The 17,282-nt window shown below is 37.1% G+C and carries 21 protein-coding genes and 2 riboswitches; of the genes, 10 read left to right on the plus strand and 11 right to left on the minus strand.

The genetic code is table 11. From position 1 onward, the window contains the following. Positions 1 to 36 precede the first annotated feature (36 nt). Entirely contained in the window at positions 37 to 324 is a 288-nt protein-coding gene (locus ACMHJ2_RS13360; protein WP_413513361.1) for a hypothetical protein, read from the minus strand. 82 nt (positions 325 to 406) lie between these two features. Continuing rightward, positions 407 to 503: riboswitch (TPP riboswitch) on the plus strand. A gap of 63 nt (positions 504 to 566) precedes the next feature. On the opposite strand from ACMHJ2_RS13360, the gene thiS reads away from it, so the two are divergent. From thiS to ACMHJ2_RS13400, 8 genes are read left to right on the plus strand one after another with little or no spacing between them, the layout of a single operon-like run. Further along, complete coding sequence (gene thiS / locus ACMHJ2_RS13365; protein ID WP_413513362.1) at positions 567 to 773, plus strand: sulfur carrier protein ThiS; 207 nt, start codon at positions 567 to 569, stop codon at positions 771 to 773. Positions 774 to 816: 43 nt separating this feature from the next. Then, positions 817 to 2,634, plus strand: a complete 1,818-nt coding sequence (thiC, locus tag ACMHJ2_RS13370; RefSeq protein WP_413513363.1) for a phosphomethylpyrimidine synthase ThiC — start codon at positions 817 to 819, stop codon at positions 2,632 to 2,634. Then, complete coding sequence (locus tag ACMHJ2_RS13375) at positions 2,612 to 3,268, plus strand: thiamine phosphate synthase (RefSeq protein ID WP_413513364.1); 657 nt, start codon at positions 2,612 to 2,614, stop codon at positions 3,266 to 3,268. Before thiC ends, ACMHJ2_RS13375 begins: the two co-directional genes overlap by 23 nt. Continuing rightward, the gene (locus tag ACMHJ2_RS13380; RefSeq protein WP_413513365.1) at positions 3,235 to 3,987 is read left to right on the plus strand and encodes a hydroxymethylpyrimidine/phosphomethylpyrimidine kinase; all 753 of its coding nucleotides are present in this window, start codon (positions 3,235 to 3,237) and stop codon (positions 3,985 to 3,987) included. The genes ACMHJ2_RS13375 and ACMHJ2_RS13380 overlap by 34 nt, the downstream gene beginning before the upstream one ends. Continuing rightward, positions 3,980 to 4,600: a thiamine phosphate synthase gene (thiE, locus tag ACMHJ2_RS13385; protein ID WP_413513366.1), complete on the plus strand. Its 621-nt coding sequence runs from the start codon at positions 3,980 to 3,982 to the stop codon at positions 4,598 to 4,600. Before ACMHJ2_RS13380 ends, thiE begins: the two co-directional genes overlap by 8 nt. Next, entirely contained in the window at positions 4,597 to 5,367 is a 771-nt protein-coding gene (locus tag ACMHJ2_RS13390; RefSeq protein ID WP_413513367.1) for a thiazole synthase, read from the plus strand. The genes thiE and ACMHJ2_RS13390 overlap by 4 nt, the downstream gene beginning before the upstream one ends. 2 nt (positions 5,368 to 5,369) lie before the next feature. Then, positions 5,370 to 6,485 carry a 2-iminoacetate synthase ThiH gene (gene thiH, locus ACMHJ2_RS13395; protein ID WP_413513368.1) on the plus strand — a complete coding sequence of 372 codons (1,116 nt, stop codon included), beginning with the start codon at positions 5,370 to 5,372 and terminating at the stop codon, positions 6,483 to 6,485. Positions 6,486 to 6,495: 10 nt separating this feature from the next. Continuing rightward, entirely contained in the window at positions 6,496 to 7,206 is a 711-nt protein-coding gene (locus ACMHJ2_RS13400) for a HesA/MoeB/ThiF family protein (protein WP_413513369.1), read from the plus strand. Between the two features lie 16 nt (positions 7,207 to 7,222). Here ACMHJ2_RS13400 and aat read toward each other — a convergent pair whose 3' ends face one another. From aat to ACMHJ2_RS13415, 3 genes are read right to left on the minus strand one after another with little or no spacing between them, the layout of a single operon-like run. Continuing rightward, complete coding sequence (gene aat / locus ACMHJ2_RS13405; protein WP_413513370.1) at positions 7,223 to 7,870, minus strand: leucyl/phenylalanyl-tRNA--protein transferase; 648 nt, start codon at positions 7,868 to 7,870, stop codon at positions 7,223 to 7,225. A 45-nt stretch (positions 7,871 to 7,915) separates the two neighbouring features. Further along, positions 7,916 to 8,401, minus strand: a complete 486-nt coding sequence (locus tag ACMHJ2_RS13410) for a DUF3127 domain-containing protein (RefSeq protein ID WP_413513371.1) — start codon at positions 8,399 to 8,401, stop codon at positions 7,916 to 7,918. Between the two features lie 23 nt (positions 8,402 to 8,424). Next, positions 8,425 to 9,297, minus strand: coding sequence for a flavin reductase family protein (locus ACMHJ2_RS13415; RefSeq protein WP_413513372.1), 873 nt, complete (start codon positions 9,295 to 9,297; stop codon positions 8,425 to 8,427). A 308-nt stretch (positions 9,298 to 9,605) separates the two neighbouring features. On the opposite strand from ACMHJ2_RS13415, the gene ACMHJ2_RS13420 reads away from it, so the two are divergent. Beyond that, positions 9,606 to 10,748, plus strand: coding sequence for a sensor histidine kinase (locus ACMHJ2_RS13420; protein WP_413513373.1), 1,143 nt, complete (start codon positions 9,606 to 9,608; stop codon positions 10,746 to 10,748). Positions 10,749 to 10,832: 84 nt separating this feature from the next. On the opposite strand, the gene ACMHJ2_RS13425 is transcribed toward ACMHJ2_RS13420, so the two are convergent. Next, on the minus strand, positions 10,833 to 11,222 hold the full coding sequence (locus ACMHJ2_RS13425; protein WP_413513374.1) for an HIT family protein: 390 nt from the start codon (positions 11,220 to 11,222) through the stop codon (positions 10,833 to 10,835). 18 nt (positions 11,223 to 11,240) lie between these two features. After that, complete coding sequence (gene greA / locus ACMHJ2_RS13430) at positions 11,241 to 11,717, minus strand: transcription elongation factor GreA (protein ID WP_413513375.1); 477 nt, start codon at positions 11,715 to 11,717, stop codon at positions 11,241 to 11,243. A 155-nt stretch (positions 11,718 to 11,872) separates the two neighbouring features. Here greA and ACMHJ2_RS13435 point away from each other — a divergent pair, with 155 nt between their 5' ends. Beyond that, entirely contained in the window at positions 11,873 to 12,319 is a 447-nt protein-coding gene (locus ACMHJ2_RS13435) for a hypothetical protein (RefSeq protein ID WP_413513376.1), read from the plus strand. 80 nt (positions 12,320 to 12,399) lie between these two features. On the opposite strand, the gene ACMHJ2_RS13440 is transcribed toward ACMHJ2_RS13435, so the two are convergent. The 5 genes from ACMHJ2_RS13440 to ACMHJ2_RS13460 all read right to left on the minus strand — a co-directional run bounded on the left by ACMHJ2_RS13440 (position 12,400) and on the right by ACMHJ2_RS13460 (position 17,255). Next, positions 12,400 to 12,759: a hypothetical protein gene (locus tag ACMHJ2_RS13440; RefSeq protein ID WP_413513377.1), complete on the minus strand. Its 360-nt coding sequence runs from the start codon at positions 12,757 to 12,759 to the stop codon at positions 12,400 to 12,402. Positions 12,760 to 13,002: 243 nt separating this feature from the next. Further along, a complete protein-coding gene (locus tag ACMHJ2_RS13445; protein ID WP_413513378.1) occupies positions 13,003 to 15,183 on the minus strand; it encodes a TonB-dependent receptor in 2,181 nt (726 codons plus the stop codon). A 73-nt stretch (positions 15,184 to 15,256) separates the two neighbouring features. Beyond that, positions 15,257 to 15,345, minus strand: a riboswitch (TPP riboswitch). 115 nt (positions 15,346 to 15,460) lie between these two features. Continuing rightward, the gene (locus ACMHJ2_RS13450; RefSeq protein WP_413513430.1) at positions 15,461 to 15,859 is read right to left on the minus strand and encodes a peptide chain release factor-like protein; all 399 of its coding nucleotides are present in this window, start codon (positions 15,857 to 15,859) and stop codon (positions 15,461 to 15,463) included. After that, positions 15,852 to 16,484, minus strand: a complete 633-nt coding sequence (pnuC, locus tag ACMHJ2_RS13455; protein WP_413513379.1) for a nicotinamide riboside transporter PnuC — start codon at positions 16,482 to 16,484, stop codon at positions 15,852 to 15,854. The genes ACMHJ2_RS13450 and pnuC overlap by 8 nt, the downstream gene beginning before the upstream one ends. A gap of 63 nt (positions 16,485 to 16,547) precedes the next feature. Beyond that, a complete protein-coding gene (locus ACMHJ2_RS13460; RefSeq protein WP_413513380.1) occupies positions 16,548 to 17,255 on the minus strand; it encodes a Bax inhibitor-1 family protein in 708 nt (235 codons plus the stop codon). Positions 17,256 to 17,282: the final 27 nt, after the last annotated feature.

Below are 17,282 nucleotides of genomic sequence, written 5' to 3' on the forward strand. Positions count from 1 at the left end.
ATTATCAATAAACCGTTTACTTTATTACACTCTTTTTTATTCATCCAAGCCATACTTCTTCAAAAAGGTTTTGTAGTAGTACATTTTCATTTCCCACATAACCGTTAAGTAGCCTAAGATCCCACCCAAAATCCAGATGATTAAATCATAGACCAATTGAATATTTTTAAATATATAATCCTCCACGAATAGCAAGGACAATAACGTAGTAACTATTCCCAAGACAAGTCCAAAGATTCCACCTTCAATAAAACCATATTTTAAACGCCCCATAGCCATCTTTTCTTTCCACTTTTTTACAAATCTTACCTCAGATTTTTTCATACTTCCCTATTTGAAGGGTAAAATACAATTTTTTATTTCAATAAACCAAACTTGCATCTTTTCAAATAATCCTTATATTTGTTTTCAACTTTAGGGGTGTCTACATTGCGTAGGCTGAGATTTTACCCTTTGAACCTGATCTAGTTCATACTAGCGTAGGGAAAAGTAAGATGACTTCATTCGGTACATCCTGTACTATCGTGTAGCCATTCCTAAAGTTATATTTTATAATCAATAAAGGAATGGAACTACAAATCAACAATCAGAAATTTCACTTTGAGCAGACGGAGATCAGCATTCAAGCGATGCTTGATTTACAAGCTCCCAACAAGCAAAAAGGCCTTGCTGTTGCCGTAAATTCAACTGTTATTTCCAAAGCAAATTGGGGAAATTATTTACTCAAACCCGAAGATGACATTTTAATCATTACCGCTACACAAGGGGGTTGATTCCATTTCACTTTTATTTCAATTAATTAAAAAATAAGCAAAAATGGAACAACACGAAAAAATTTCACAGACACCTTTTCCTGGTTCTAAAAAAATCTATGTAGACGGAAAACTTTATCCGATTCGCGTAGCTATGCGCGAAATCACCTTAAGTGACACGAAACTCAGTAAGGGATTAATTGAAGAGAATCCGCCTGTAACAGTTTACGACACTTCTGGAGCGTATACTGACGAGCAAATCGAAATCAACATCAAGAAAGGACTACCTCGTCTCCGCGAGCAGTGGATTTTAGATCGACAGGATGTTCAAGTCTTGGATACCCTTACCTCGGTTTATGGTCAGCAAAGAGCTGAAGATCCAAACTTAGAACACCTTCGATTTGAATTCACACATAAACCCAAAGTAGCGCAACAAGGAAAAAATGTAACCCAGCTGCACTATGCTAAACAGGGAATTGTAACTGCCGAGATGGAATATGTTGCCCTTCGGGAGAATCAACGCATTGAACAACTCCATGCGGTATCCTCTACTTTAAAACAGCAACATCAAGGCAATAGTTTTGGAGCAAATACACCTAAAAACTACATCACCCCTGAATTCGTACGCGATGAAATTGCAGCAGGGAGGGCGATTATTCCCAATAACATCAACCATCCCGAAAGTGAGCCGATGCTTATTGGGCGCAATTTTTTAGTGAAGATCAATGCCAATATAGGCAATAGCGCCGTTACCTCAACTATTGAAGAAGAAGTTGAAAAAGCGGTTTGGGCTTGTCGTTGGGGGGCTGATACGATCATGGATCTATCTACGGGCAAAAACATACACGAAACTAGGGAATGGATTATTCGCAATTCACCCGTTCCTATTGGCACGGTTCCCATCTACCAAGCGTTAGAAAAAGTAAAGGGTGTTGCTGAAAATCTCACTTGGGAAATTTTCAGAGACACGTTAATTGAACAAGCCGAACAAGGAGTTTCTTATTTTACCATTCACGCGGGTGTTTTGTTGCGTTATATTCACTTAACTGCACATCGTGTAACGGGTATTGTTTCTCGTGGGGGCTCGATTATGGCCAAATGGTGCTTGTTTCACCACAAAGAAAACTTTCTTTACACGCATTTTGAAGAGATATGCGAAATTATGAAACAGTATGATATTGCCTTTTCTCTGGGAGATGGGCTTCGTCCTGGTTCGATTGCAGATGCCAATGATGCCGCTCAATTTGCCGAATTAGAAACTTTAGGTGAATTAACTAAGCTTGCTTGGAAGCACGACGTCCAAGTGATGATCGAAGGACCTGGCCACGTACCCATGCATCTGATTAAAGAAAATATGGAGAAACAACTGCGCGATTGTGGAGAAGCTCCTTTTTATACTTTAGGCCCGCTAACTACCGATATTGCCCCAGGTTATGATCATATCACCTCCGCTATTGGCGCTGCTATGATTGGGTGGTATGGCACCGCTATGTTGTGTTACGTAACACCTAAAGAGCACTTGGGATTACCAAACAAAAAAGACGTCAAAGATGGCGTGATTACCTACAAACTTGCGGCTCATGCGGCCGATTTAGCCAAAGGTCACCCTGGTGCTCAATACCGGGATAATGCGTTGAGTAAAGCGCGGTTTGAATTTCGTTGGGAAGATCAATTCAATTTAGCCTTAGATCCAGATACAGCCCGAGAATTTCATGATGAGACACTTCCTGCTGATGCGGCGAAGGTTGCTCATTTCTGTTCGATGTGTGGACCTAAATTCTGTTCGATGAAAATTTCTCAAGAAATTCGAGATTCTGCAGAACAAGGCATGAAGAATATGTCGAAAGAATTTATCAAGGTTGGCAAAGAAATCTATGTATAACATGGTTGTTCTAACTCCAGCATATACACATCCAAAAGAAATAAGCCTCGTCAATGAAATGTTGGAAAGAGGCTTACCTTTTTTGCATGTAAGAAAACCTAATTTTTCAGTAGAACAGCTCCAAAATTGGGTAGAAAGCATCAGTTATCAACATATAGATCGCCTAGTTATTCACATCCCACCCTCAGTTATTAACAATTATGAAGAAGTTTTAAAACAATATCTGAAACTTATCAACAGCATCAAGGCCCAATACGCACACTTATCAACAACAAAATGTTCATTTGTTAATAACCTTACTGAAAGACTCCCCTATTTATCAACTTCTGTTCATAACTCAACCGAATATGCAAAGTTATCAACAAGGCATAAACGCGCCTTTCTAAGTCCCGTTTTTTCGAGTATATCCAAAAAAGGGTATCATCCTACTGTGGACTGGCAAGCGGAGATTCAACAATGGAACTTTCCTTGGATACAACCTGTCGCATTGGGGGGCATAACCCCCAATCGTCTGGATCAAATACGCGAAATGGGATTTCGCGATTTTGCCCTACTAGGCACACTTTGGCAAGCAGAAGACCCTCTTAAAATTTTTAATTTATGTTACAAAAAAGACCAATTACTCTTTCCTTAGCGGGATTTGATCCGTGTGCTGGTGCAGGTTTATTAGCGGATATTAAAACTTTTGAATCCCTTCAAGTGTATGGAATGGGAGTGCTGACAGCGAATACTATACAAACGGAAGATTCTTTTGTGAAGATCCGCTGGGAAAAACGCGCTTATATTATCCAACAACTTCAAGTCATACTAAAAAGATATCAGCCCTTGGCTATTAAAATTGGCGTTGTAGAATCAGGGGAAGACCTTTTGTCTTATCTTGAAGTTATCAAGCAGTATACACCTCAAGCTTTTATTGTATGGGATCCTGTATTGCGTTCAAGTAGTGCTTTTGATTTCACGCCTTCTAGTTTTATACAAACACTTCAATCTATTCTAACGCAAATTGACTTAATCACACCGAATTATTGGGAGATCGATCAATTAGTAAATCTTCCTTTAACACCTGTGGAGAAAGCCCAATTCCTAAGTAATTCTTGTGCTGTATTACTCAAAGGCGGTCATCATCCTACCACAAAAGCAGTAGATTATTTGTTTGCCTTATCTGAAGAGGTCGTTTTTGAACCTCAACACATCTATACATCAACCAAGCACGGCACAGGCTGTATTTTATCTTCCGCTATAGCTAGTTATAAAGCGGCAGGAAACACCCTTCCTCAAGCCATTCGAAACGCCAAACAATACCTAGAAAAAATACTGGCTTCTAATTCAATTTTACTCGCCTATCATGTTTAATGCTATTCAATACATCAGTCAGGGAGATACCCCACAAGAACAATTGTATCACATTGAATCTATTTTAAATGCAGGGCAAACTTGGATTCAATTTCGCTTTAAAGACACTTTACCTTCGATTCGTTGGCATACGGCAGAAAAGGTAAAAGTACTTTGTGATCGCTACCAAGCCACGCTTGTTATTAATGATGATATTGATTTAACCTTAGCCATTGATGCAGATGGCGTTCATTTAGGGTTACAAGACAGCCCTATTCGGCAAGCTCAAGCCCTCTTACCTACCAAGATCATTGGGGGTACTGCAAATACCTTAGAAGAGGTTAAACAACGCATACAAGAATCTTGTAGTTATATAGGATTAGGTCCATTGCGCTATACCTCTACTAAAAAAAAGCTAAGTCCTCTACTTGGATTCGAAGGGTATCGGCAAATTCTATCCTCGCTTACTTCTGAGGAAAGAAATACGCCTATTGTTGCCATTGGTGGTATTACCCTAGAAGATGTTCCCCGTTTAAAACAGCTCGGCTTACAGGGTATTGCAGTATCTAATTTACTCCATCAAAAACAAAATTCCCAACACATGATACAACTTCTAAATTCGTACTTTATATGAAACCCCTTCAATTAGGTGATAAAACCTTTCGATCTCGTTTATTTTTAGGCACTGGAAAATACGGTTCTAATGCAAGCATGGAAGCTGCTACTTTAGCTAGTGAGACGGAATTTATTACCGTTGCCTTAAAGCGTTTGGACCTACAGCAAGACAACAATCAGCTACTCGCCCATTTAAATCATCCTCATTTAAACCTCTTACCCAATACGTCTGGGGCGAGAAATGCCAAAGAAGCGATTTTGGCCGCACAATTGGCAAGAGAAGCTTTACATACCAATTGGGTAAAAGTAGAAATTCACCCAGACCCTAAATACTTACTACCCGATCCGATTGAAACCTTACTGGCTACAGAAGAATTGGCAAAACAAGGTTTTTTTGTTTTGCCTTATATTCACGCAGATCCTATTTTATGCAGGCGATTGGAAGAAGTTGGAACAACAGCCGTTATGCCTCTAGGTTCACCGATTGGCACGAACAAAGGATTAAAAACACTTGATTTTTTGGAGATTATTATAGAAAATAGTCGAGTTCCCGTTATTGTAGATGCAGGAATTGGCGCTCCATCTGACGCCGCTAAAGCTATGGAGCTTGGGGCAGATGCGGTATTAGTCAATACGGCGATTGCTGTAGCTGGAGATCCTATACAAATGGCTAAAGCTTTCCAAAAAGCTGTAGTAGCAGGTAGAATGGCCTATGAAGCCAGACTCGGTAATATTCAAAATCACGCCCAGGCCTCAAGTCCATTAACCTCCTTTCTTTATTCATAGTCATGACTTTTTACGATATATATAAAACCTATTCTTGGGACAGTATTCGTCAACAGATCGATGCGACAACAGCCCAAGATGTTGCTGCAAGTTTAGCCAAATCTAAACGGAGTTTAGCTGATTTTATACATTTAATTTCGCCTGCTGCCCGTCCTTTCTTAGAACAAATGGCTCAATTAAGTCAGCAGCTAACCCATCAACGCTTTGGTAAAACCATTCATTTATATACGCCTATGTATTTAAGTAATGAATGTCAAAACATTTGTACCTACTGTGGATTTAGTTTGGATAATAAAATCCGCAGAAAAACGCTTACCTCACTCGAAATCGAACAAGAAATTACCCTACTTAAACAACAAGGGTATGACCATATTTTACTAGTAACTGGTGAAGCAAACCACACAGTAAACCTCAGATACTTTGAACAAGCTATTAAACAAATACGTCCTCATTTTTCGACCCTTTCTATCGAGGTTCAACCTCTCGAAAAAGAAGAATACGCCCTTTTGGCTCAATTAGGGGTATATGCCGTTTTGGTTTATCAGGAGACCTATCATGAAGAAGTATATAAACACTACCATCCGAAGGGGAAAAAATCCAACTTCAGGTATCGCTTAGAAACCCCTGATCGCATAGGTCAAGCAGGCCTGCACAAAATTGGTCTTGGTGTTCTTTTAGGACTAGAAGACTGGCGTGTTGATAGTTTTTTTACGGCGCTTCATCTCGATTATCTACAAAAAACGTATTGGAAAACGAAATATTCAGTTTCTTTTCCTCGGCTTCGTCCCGCGGAAGGCAATGTAAAACCCAATTTTACAATGGAGGATATTGATTTACTACAACTTCTATTTGCCTATCGCATTTGGAATGAAGATTTAGAGCTCTCGCTCTCAACCCGAGAAAGTGAGCTTTTTCGAGATCACAGTATCGGATTAGGCATTACCTCTATGAGTGCAGGATCTAAAACAAATCCAGGTGGATATAGTGTGGATCAAGATTCGCTTGCGCAATTTGAAATTTGTGATACCCGTTCCACCGAGGCCATTTATCACCTCATCCAATCCAAAGGATATGAACCTATTTGGACCGATTGGAATGCTAGCTTTTCTAATTTTTAATTTCTCACTTATGTTAGAAGTCCATGATTTTTTGCGGTATAGTCGTCCTATGAATCTCACTGAGGTAGGGCCAGGAGGTCAACTCAAACTAAAAGAGGCTCGCGTTTTAGTTATTGGTGCGGGGGGCTTGGGTTCCCCTATTCTTCTGTATTTAGCTGCATCGGGTATTGGTCACTTAGGTATTGTAGATTTTGATCGTATTGAGATTCACAATTTACATCGCCAAATTTTATTCACAGAAAACGATATTGGACAGTATAAAGTAGCTATTGTTGCTCAGCGCATCGTTCAATTAAATCCTCATATTTCTTTCACAGCGCATCAAGCGCGAGTAACGGCTTTAAACATTGAAGAGATGTTTGAAACGTATGACTATATCGTGGATGGAACGGATAATTTTACGACGCGCTACTTGGTCAATGATACTTGTGTTCGATTAAACAAAACACTAGTTTATGGAACTATTTTAGGATTTCAAGGGCAAATAGCCGTATTCAACCACAAGGGGTCTAAAAATTTACGTGCCCTATTTCCTGAGCACCCAGATCCCAAAGAAATTCCAGATTGCAATTTAAATGGGGTACTCGGTACATTTCCAGGTATTATTGGCTCAATGATGGCTCAAGAAACCCTCAAAGTCATTTTGGATTTGACTCCTTTACACAACCAACTCTTATTAATTGACACCTTAAACTGGAAGATCCAAGCGTTAACTTTTTAGCCCTTGGATCCTTCCCTTATTTTTTTTGCTGAAGATATTGCATATAGATCTCCCTTGGAATTTCGATAGCTCCTAATAATTCTAAGTGTGGATTATATACTTGGCAATCTAACAATTGGTAGTCTTCTACTTCAAGTTTTTGAATCAAGTGATGAAAGGCCACTTTACTGGCATTAGATACTAAAGAGAACATGCTTTCTCCACAAAAAACAGTTCCTAAATCTATGCCATATAGCCCTCCTACTAACTGTCCCTCTTGCCATACCTCTACCGATTTAGCCCATCCCTTTTGATGTAAGTCACAATAAGCGGCTAACATTTCGTTGGTAATCCAAGTTCCATTTTGCCCTTGTCGTTTAACACGCTGACAGTGCTGGATAACGGCTTCGAAACAGGTATTAAACGTAACTTGAAACATGTCTCTATTTAGAATATTACGCATACTTTTGGTGGGTTTAAAATCCGAAGGAAAAACAACCATTCGTGGATTAGGTGCCCACCAAGTAATAGGTTCTCCATCTTCAAACCAGGGAAACACACCGCGTTGATAGGCTAAAAGCAACCAATCCGTAGAGAGCGCTCCTCCTAAGGCTAATATTCCAGATTCATGCGCTGTTTCTACAGCAGGAAAATTTAAAGTATTGGGATCTAAAATAGCTATCATACAAAAGAAAAAAATCCCTAATCAATGGATTAGGGATTATATAAATTAAAAAGGTAAATCGTCGTGATCCTCTTCCGTATAAGATGGAGCTGGAGGAAATTGAGGGGTTTGTGGAGTCTGCGGTACCTGTTGTGCAAATTGGTTAGGTGCACCTTGATTACCTTGATTAAAACCACCCGCTTGTTGTGCAGGTTGCCCCATAGTAGGTTGCTGCATGTATTGGTTTTGTGCAGGTTGTCCTGTAGGTTGTTGTACTGGTATATTTCTTTCAATTCTCCAACCTTGAATGGTATTGAAATATCTAACCTCTCCTTGAGGAGATGTCCATTCTCTACCTCTCAAATTAATAGAAACTTTTACAGGCTCTCCTACTTGGAAAGTATCTAGTAAATTAACTCTATCTTGAGTAAACTCAATTAAAATATCTTGTGGATATTGTTCTTCTGTAGTAACCACAACTTCTCTTTTTCTAAAACTTGAGCTAATATCTTGTGGTTGCCCAATCAATTTAATTCTTCCTATTACTTCCATTATATCTTTTTTTTCCTGATTGTTTACTTTGCTAGTATCATATTCCAAGCCAAAGGTACATTATTTTCGTCTAAATACTTTTTAGCTTGCTTAAATTTCTTTTCTACATCACCGGAGGCTACGATTTGTTGAGCTTCTGAATTATGCGTTAAAAATACTTGTATTTCTTCTGCTGTTGGCAAGTGTTCTACATTACCTAATATACCTAAATCATTGCCTGAAAACACCAAACTATCAATTACTTCCTGTGGAATAACATCTACACCTAATCCTAAGGTTGTCAATGGTTTTTCAACTTCAAACATTCCTTTATTAGATCGGCTATACCAATTACCTCCCATACGCGAAACTAAGTCAATTTTATGTTGATCAATTCCTCCTTTTTCATTTAAAATTGCTTCATCAATATGCATTTTTACGACTTCACAAATCACTAAGTTTCCTGCACCTCCTTCTGTTCCCAAACCTATGATTTCATTCACAACACATTCAAACTGAACCGGACTTTCTTTCACGCGGAATGGACGAACTTCTTCTGATTCAATCATGGTAAATCCCGATTTTACAAATTCATTCACGCCATCCTTGTATTCAGTACTTGAAAGTGACGTCTGTTGTACCATATCGTAAGTAACAATATTAATCACTACTTGCATTGTTGCTTGCACATTAAACAAGGTATGCTTACACGTATTATCACGCACCCTTCTTGAAGGTGAAAAAACTAAGATTGGTGGATTCGCACTAAATAGATTAAAAAAACTAAAAGGCGATAAATTAGGTTTTCCATCCGCATCAACTGTACTAGCTAATGCTATAGGTCTAGGACCAACGGATCCTTGTAAAAATCCTTGCAATTCAACAGTTGAAATATCTTTTGGGTTTATTGTTTTCATTTTGTTTATACTTTTTCAGTAGAAAAGTAAAGGTAGTAAAAGCAGATTGAACCACAAAAAAACAAAAGAAACAAACGCGCTTTTTAATCGCTCTCTTTTTATAGTTACTGCGCAATCAAAGTTTACAAGGTTTAAATAATTTAAACGGTATTGTACCCTTTAATTTCCTTGTTTACTAAAAAACTAACCTTTCTTTATATAGAAAAAACTTATTTTGCGTTGTATAAACAATTGGAAAAGCAAAATTCGAATAGATCAAATCGCATTTATTTTATTTATCTTTAAACCACAAAAAATAGGCCATTATCTTGAAAATTAAAATAGAAATTATTCGTTGGATACTCATTGCAACCGCATTCGTGGTTTTATTGCTTATTTTATGGAATACGTATTCTTTTTTTCAAACGTATAAAGAAGAAGAGCGCATCAAGATGGAGATATGGGCAACTGCCTCCAATACTTTAAATGAAGCGAAACCCCATGATACAGATTTAGAGCTTCCTTTATTAATTTTGACCAATAACACAACCATTCCCATTATTCAAACAGATGAAAAAGATACAATCTTAGCGATGGTTAATGTTCCGCTTAGTGTTCAACAAAACCAAGCTGAGGCTCACGTTTTTTTACGCAAGCTCAAAAATCAAAATTCACCGATTGAGGTTGAAGTAGGCAAGAAAAAACAGTATTTATATTATGGCAATTCCTCGTTATTACTCAAGCTAAAATATTATCCTTTAGCTTTAATTCTAATTTTTGTCTTTTTTACCGTTTTGATTATTATTTTCTATCGCAGTAATAAAATTGCTGTTCAAAATCGGCTTTGGACGGGCATGGCCAAAGAAACCGCGCATCAAATTGGCACGCCCTTATCTTCTTTATTGGGTTGGATTGAAATCATGCGATTAGAACAAGTTAGTCCTTCTATTGTAGAAGAGATAGAAAAGGATGTCAAACGATTGCAAACTATCGCAGATCGTTTTTCAAAAATCGGATCTAAACCTCAATTAGCTCCTGTGGATTTAATTGCCGAAACTCAAAAAACATATACTTATTTCCAACAACGATCTTCCAAACAGATTATCTTCGACTTTCTGGCTCCGGATTATGGAATTAAGGTCTTACTCAATCCGGAACTGCACAGCTGGACCATTGAGAATTTGATTAAAAATGCCATTGATGCTACTAAGGGAAAAGGTAAAATTACCCTTGTGATTACAGAAACCGATCAATTTGTTCATCTCTTTATTTCGGACACAGGAAGTGGTATTGCAAAAAACAAATTTGAAAAAATATTTGAACCGGGTTATACTTCTAAAAAAAGAGGTTGGGGATTGGGTTTATCTCTTTCACGTCGGATTGTAGAAGAATATCAAAATGGGAAGATAAAAGTCCACCATTCTGAATTAGGCAAAGGCACTACCTTTGTTATTACCTATAAAAAAATTTAAACCGAATAAATACAAAACAAAAACAGCAATAAAATGAATTTATTGCTGTTTTTATTTGTATTCCTATTGCCAAATAAATATGGATTATAGGTATTGTTGTACTTTTTTTACTACTTCTTCAAAATCCGCTGGACTCAATGTTTCTTTTTTACTAAAACGAATATCATCCATGGTTTGTAAAGGAATTAAATGCACATGCACATGCGGAACTTCTAATCCAACCACAGACATTCCGATTCTTTGGCATGGAATAGCTTGTTCTAAAGCCTTTGCTATCTTTCGAGAAAATTTCATCAATTCTAGATACTGATCTTCTTCCATATCAAAAATTTTATTAATCTCTTGCTTAGGGATACAAAGTGTATGGCCTTTCGCATTGGGATTACTATCTAAAAAGGCTAAAAATGTATCATTTTCAGCAATTTTATAAGCTGGAAGCTCACCCTTGATAATTTTAGTGAAAATAGAACTCATAATCGCGATATTTTTAAATTAATCTCTAGTAATTTCAAGAACCTCAAAATTCATCTGCCCGTTAGGTACTTTAATTTCAGCTACATCACCTACAGATTTCCCTAATAATCCTTTTCCAATAGGAGAAGTTACAGAAATTTTTCCTGTTTTCAAGTCTGCTTCACTTTCTGCTACTAACGTATAGGTCAAAATCATACCATTAGATTGGTTTTTAATTTTAACGGTTGAAAGTACCAACGCTTTTGACTCATCCAATTGTGATTCATCAATAATTCTAGCGGTAGATACGACTTCTTCCATTTTAGCAATTTTAAGTTCCAGTAATCCCTGTGCTTCTTTTGCTGCATCATACTCCGCATTCTCCGATAAATCCCCTTTGTCTCTGGCATCAGCAATTGCTTGTGATGCTTTTGGACGCTCTACACTTTTTAACTGCTCTAATTCATCCTTCAGCTTTTTCAGCCCCTCAGCAGTGTAATACGAAATTTTACTCATAATCAACTGGTTTATATAAATAGAAAAAAATCCCATGAAACGGGATTTTCTGGTGCATAAAAATATTCTATTATTTATTTAAATAAATATCTATTTCATTATAGTCTACTTGTCAAAGTTAATTAATTAAATTTGTTTTACAAATAATTTATGTGATGAAAAAAATTTTATTCTTAACCTTTGTGCTAGTATTTAGTTTTGGTTGTTCCAAAGATAGTGTCCGCTATTCAAATCCATACTTACCCAACAATCCTGTTTCTATTTTTATAGATCTCAATTTACCCGCTTATGATAAATTAAAATACCCCAATAACTCAGTTATTATAGAAAATCAAGGTGTTTTAGGTGTAATTGTATTCAATGCAGGCTCATACTATCTCGCGTATGATATCGCTTGTCCGAATCACGCTGTTGACTACAACTGTTCTAGAATGAAGCAAGATAAATCGGGGAGTATTTTCCTTACTTGCTCCTGCGAGCAGCATGCAACTCCCTTTCAATACAGCTTGATGACAGGTACTTCCTTGACGCCTGGGGCACAATATCAATTAAAACCGTATACCGTGAATGCGAGAGGGAATACCTTGAGCATTAATTATTAGCTTTTACACCATAAAAAAAGGATGATCTGCTCGATCATCCTTTTTTTATGGTGTAAAAGCCATCACGCTATGATCGCGTATTATGGCTGATATTCTTCAAAAGGTACATTTGGATCAAACGGTATGCTACCCCCAGGATTCCAAGGAGCTATGACAACAGGAGCCTCCGGCTCATACGGTATTGCCACTGTATTTACTACCATATACGCAGGGCTAGGATACAGACGCTTTAAAGCAGCCAATCTTGAATTAATAACAGCCGAAGTCGCAGTTCCTCCTTCTCTATGGAGAATTTGAATCTGAGTAGGAGCTCCATTCTGTCCCTTTATCATTCTCCATACCTCCAATTGATAAGGATATGTTTTTGCTCCTGGTATTGGATAAACACTTTGTTCTACAGCATCATTTGTGCTTGCAAATGATGGCGCACAAAACGCCACTACTAGGCCGAGTGCTACTACTAATTTTTTCATGTTAAACTATTTTTAATTGGTATTTGAAATTTACCAAAAAATATCTATTAAAACACTTTAATTCAGCTTATTAACAAAATACACATTTTAAATACACCTTATGTTAAAAACCAATGTACTGGTCCTTAAAAGTAAAAATAGCGTATAGCTCTGTTCCATTATAGGCCTCATTTCCGAGTTAGCTCATGCGTTAATGACTCTCTCTTTTTATTAAAACTTCAACGTTAGCCCTGCTAAAATATTGAAGGTTGCTTGAGGATAATAGCCTGCCCCATCTATTGCATTTGTTCCGTCAAAATCGGACCAGTAATAACCATTGGAAATATATTTTACATCAAAAATATTATTAGCTAAAACAGATACGGCAATACTCTTAAACCATTTTTTGACAGGAAATTCATAATTTAGACTCAAATCATTCACGAAGTAAGAATCTAATTTTGAATTGGTAGCTTCAATATTTGACATATACTGTTCACCAACAAATTTAGTTAACAAAGAAAGGCTCATGCCTTCAACTGGCACATAGGTCAAAACATTAGAGGCTATAAAATCCGGAGAAAAAGCAATGGATTTAGTTCCGAAATACTGCATTTCACCTGCCCATAAATAACTTAAATTTTTATTTTTATTTGAGCTAATTGTCATATTAGGATTCCAATACACTTTCTCGACTATCTTGACATTGGCGTCAATTTCTATTCCAAAGCGATAACTATCTTTTATATTCTCCCGTACAGCTGCTCCTACGTCATTCAATTCTCCTGTTAAGACTAATTGATCTTTGTATTTCATATAATACGCATTCACATTGATTGCCGTATTTTGCGTATTAAATCGCCATCCTAATTCGAAATCATCTAATTTCTCTGCTTTTGGCATTTGATCTAATTGACGTTCTTTATAATCATTTCGATTTGGTTCTTTATTGGCTCTTGCATATGAAAAATACAATTGATTTTGGGTATCTAGTTGAAAAGTTATCCCCGCTTTGGGGTTAAAGAAATTAAACTTCTCATTGAGTAAGCCTGTCTCAATGCCATTCGCTTCATACGTAACACGTCTGTATTGCATATCGCCAAATAAGCTCCATCGGTCTGTGAGTTGCCAAGTTGCTTTAGCAAAGAAATTTAGATCTGTTTTGACTGCATGATCTCTATAGTATTCTTGTTTAAAAGCATGTGATACGGGTTGCTTCGTCCATAAAATAGTTCCAAAGTGATCCCCTTCGTATTTATTAGCCCCACCACCAACAAGAATTTGAAGTGCATCTTCGGTATACTTAGCATTGAATACCATTCCATAGAAATGATTATCTAAGGCTTTTCGTCGAATTAAATCGGTTCTATTGATTTCTTGTCCCTCAACAAAAACAGGGCTTAATCCATACTCCTTAACCTTCTGATTTTTCTTGTAGTTTTCGTAATATCCAAAGCCTTTCGTATAGTGTAAAGAAACATTAGAACTCCAGTGTTCCGACCATCTTTCGCTCCAATGCAATTGATAGTGATCTTGTTTGTAATTGTCCGTTTCATTGTTGTAATACTGCGTATTTCCAGCGTCATCTTTGTACTTTCCGGCTGGATTATAGCGTCTACCATATAAATCAATATCGGCTTGTTCTACGCCATTCCAAGCTTGATACGTTTTTTGTTTCCCACCAAAAACAAGTGCTTTAATCAAAGAGGTATTTCCTACATATACCCCTTGTAAGAAGTAGGATCTTAAATCTGAGGCAGCACGATCAATATAGCCATCTGAATGAATATCCGATAAACGACCTGCGATTTCAAATGTATCGTTGATTAATCCAGTACTAAATTTAACGGTTGATTTTCGGGTATTATAGCTTCCGAAAGAATTGGCAATTTCGCCATTGGCTACTTGGGAATAATCATCCGTTTTCAAGTTTAAACTTGCGCCAAAAGCGGCAGCACCATTGGTAGAAGTTCCTACGCCACGTTGCAATTGCAAGTTTTGAACCGAGGAGCCAAAATCTGGCATATTCACCCAAAAAGAACCTTGAGATTCCCCATCATTATACGGAATTCCATTTAAGGTTACGTTTACACGGGTTGCATCCGAACCACGAACTCTAAAACTCGAATACCCAATGCCATTTCCCGCATCTGTGGTAGTGACTATAGAAGTCATGTGCGACATTAAAAGAGGGATATCTTGTCCTAGATTTCTTTTTGCCAATTGTTTTTTTGACAAGTTTTCATAGGCAATTGGCGATTTTTCATCTACGCGAACGGCAGATAAAACAATTTCATTTAAGGCTACTTTCTGAATAGAATCTTGGGCTACCTTGTTTTGACTCCAACTAGGTAAAGAAGCACTCAGGCCTAAACCAAAGATAAATAATGAATTTACAGTTACTTTTTTCATTCGTAAAAAATACTTTCACAAATAAAAGGGGCAATTATTGTTTGATTAATAATTACACTTTCCCACGCAATGTAGTTGTATTGCACTGTTTCCCTTGGCAGCATTACCTGCCCAGGTTCTACGGGTATGATCTCAGCCGAAAAGGCACCCCTTTGAGATTTAAGCTGCAAATATAAACAGTATTAGTCGGAATCAAAACAAACCAAGTATTCAATCTTTACTTTTTTTTCTTAAAACGTAACACTGATCTGTTCCACGTTAACTCCTAGTACAGCCCTCATATAATTCGTTTGCGCAAGGCTTTCTTTAATGAGGATTTTTTCTTGCTTTCTTGATTCTTTCGAATCACACTTTTGGGAACCTTGGTTTCTTTGCGAATCTTCTGTTGAACCAAAGCCCGCTTAATTTGATTAAAAAACTTTTGAACAACAATCTCTTTATTCTTAATCTGACTTCTGGTTTCCTCACAAACAAGAATCAATATGCCGTCTTTCGATAGGTTATTGCCCAATCTATTTTCCAGTTGCGTTTTTTCTTCTTCTCTAAATAGTTTAGAATCGTTGAGGTTCCAAAACAACATGACCTTAGAGGATACTTTATTCACATGTTGACCTCCTGCTCCTCCACTGCGGACCGCTTTAAAATACAACTCTTTATACAATTCCACTTTATACATCATCCTTTTCTCTTTTTTCTAGTTTTAAAACCTTATACCAAGCAATATAAGCCATAAGTACCAATCCCGTAAAGATAATAAATTGAATGGCTAAAATTCCCAATCCACGATACGCATATAGAGGAACAGAAATAACATTTCCAATCAACCACATCGTCCAATTTTCGATTTTCTTTAAAGCCATATAATACATTCCCAAAAAGAAAATGCCTGAAGTAAAGATATCAATATAATTTTCGGGATAAATTGGCGTATTAGTAATTCGATAAACCCCATAGACTAGAGCAATAGTAATTATAAAGACCCCAACACCTATTCCCCTTTCTTTGCGATTGGTTCGGCTAATTTTAACTGCTTGATCGTTTCCCTTCATTCTAGACCAATTATACCAACCGTACAGACTCATACAGGAATAATATCCATTGAGGATCATATCGCCCAAATAACCCGCTAAATAAAGCAAATAAACGGTGATAATGGTAGCTATCAAACCCGTTGGGTACACGAGAATATTTTCTTTCCCGGCGTACCAAACACTTAGTATCCCAAACACAAAAACAATACTTTCAAGTCCAATATTTAACCAACTGGTCTCTTTATACGCGCCAAAGAAAAACTCAATCATACGCTTTATACTATAAAAAAAGCCATACGCGTAGTATGGCTTTTTATTCTATATTATTTTTTACTAGTTGTTTCTGCTCATCAATATTCTAAGGATATACCAGAATAATAACATTAACGAAGCGAACAAACTCAACGCTGCAGGTACATATTGATCTGCTGCGTATTCATTTTTAATTTGCCACGTTGAATATAAAATCGACCCTGATGCCAAAGCAACCATAGCTAAAGAGAACCAAAGACCTAAGTCAAAGCCAAATAGCATACCTGCAATGATTGTTCCAAAAGCGAGGAAAAAGCCAATCGTCAAGATTGAACGCATGAAGGAAAAGTTTGCATTTGATCCAAATACAACACCAGTAAGTCCTAAAAACAAAGCAAGCGTAAGTATACCTGCCTGAACAATAAGAGATGAATCACCTGTCATGCTTAAGGCCACTACTAAAATAGGAACAAACAAAAAGGCCTGAGCCAATACATATAGCATAAAACCTGCATACTGTTGTGGTTTATTTGCTGTTTTATAGGTTAAATTCTGTGCAAACCAAGTCACTCCCATGAATACGCCTAAAATGATTAACCAAGAGAATTTACCCATTCCCAATAATTGAAACATCCCATTGACAACAAAAGGTGTATTTAATAAGATTGTTTCAAATACAATAAACGCAAATACTCCTAAGGCAAGGTTTCCATAGGTTCTCTTATAAAACTGTGCTTTTATAGCCTCAGACTCATGAGCAACAGCATAAATTGATTGATTATCTTCCATATCTAAAAATTTTAAGCAATTTACAAA

Origin of the sequence: Myroides odoratus (assembly GCF_965118575.1) — a bacterium.
Taxonomy (GTDB): Bacteria; Bacteroidota; Bacteroidia; order Flavobacteriales; family Flavobacteriaceae; genus Flavobacterium; species Flavobacterium odoratum_B.

What these genes read in the sequence shown, in the direction of transcription:
- ACMHJ2_RS13360 (WP_413513361.1), bottom strand. Translation starts at nt 324, where the DNA reads ATGAAAAAATCTGAGGTAAGATTTGTAAAAAAGTGGAAAGAAAAGATG.
- thiS (WP_413513362.1), top strand. Translation starts at nt 567, where the DNA reads ATGGAACTACAAATCAACAATCAGAAATTTCACTTTGAGCAGACGGAG.
- thiC (WP_413513363.1), top strand. Translation starts at nt 817, where the DNA reads ATGGAACAACACGAAAAAATTTCACAGACACCTTTTCCTGGTTCTAAA.
- ACMHJ2_RS13380 (WP_413513365.1), top strand. Translation starts at nt 3,235, where the DNA reads ATGTTACAAAAAAGACCAATTACTCTTTCCTTAGCGGGATTTGATCCG.
- thiE (WP_413513366.1), top strand. Translation starts at nt 3,980, where the DNA reads ATGTTTAATGCTATTCAATACATCAGTCAGGGAGATACCCCACAAGAA.
- ACMHJ2_RS13390 (WP_413513367.1), top strand. Translation starts at nt 4,597, where the DNA reads ATGAAACCCCTTCAATTAGGTGATAAAACCTTTCGATCTCGTTTATTT.
- thiH (WP_413513368.1), top strand. Translation starts at nt 5,370, where the DNA reads ATGACTTTTTACGATATATATAAAACCTATTCTTGGGACAGTATTCGT.
- ACMHJ2_RS13400 (WP_413513369.1), top strand. Translation starts at nt 6,496, where the DNA reads ATGTTAGAAGTCCATGATTTTTTGCGGTATAGTCGTCCTATGAATCTC.
- aat (WP_413513370.1), bottom strand. Translation starts at nt 7,870, where the DNA reads ATGATAGCTATTTTAGATCCCAATACTTTAAATTTTCCTGCTGTAGAA.
- ACMHJ2_RS13410 (WP_413513371.1), bottom strand. Translation starts at nt 8,401, where the DNA reads ATGGAAGTAATAGGAAGAATTAAATTGATTGGGCAACCACAAGATATT.
- ACMHJ2_RS13415 (WP_413513372.1), bottom strand. Translation starts at nt 9,297, where the DNA reads ATGAAAACAATAAACCCAAAAGATATTTCAACTGTTGAATTGCAAGGA.
- ACMHJ2_RS13425 (WP_413513374.1), bottom strand. Translation starts at nt 11,222, where the DNA reads ATGAGTTCTATTTTCACTAAAATTATCAAGGGTGAGCTTCCAGCTTAT.
- greA (WP_413513375.1), bottom strand. Translation starts at nt 11,717, where the DNA reads ATGAGTAAAATTTCGTATTACACTGCTGAGGGGCTGAAAAAGCTGAAG.
- ACMHJ2_RS13435 (WP_413513376.1), top strand. Translation starts at nt 11,873, where the DNA reads ATGAAAAAAATTTTATTCTTAACCTTTGTGCTAGTATTTAGTTTTGGT.
- ACMHJ2_RS13445 (WP_413513378.1), bottom strand. Translation starts at nt 15,183, where the DNA reads ATGAAAAAAGTAACTGTAAATTCATTATTTATCTTTGGTTTAGGCCTG.
- ACMHJ2_RS13450 (WP_413513430.1), bottom strand. Translation starts at nt 15,859, where the DNA reads ATGTATAAAGTGGAATTGTATAAAGAGTTGTATTTTAAAGCGGTCCGC.
- pnuC (WP_413513379.1), bottom strand. Translation starts at nt 16,484, where the DNA reads ATGATTGAGTTTTTCTTTGGCGCGTATAAAGAGACCAGTTGGTTAAAT.
- ACMHJ2_RS13460 (WP_413513380.1), bottom strand. Translation starts at nt 17,255, where the DNA reads ATGGAAGATAATCAATCAATTTATGCTGTTGCTCATGAGTCTGAGGCT.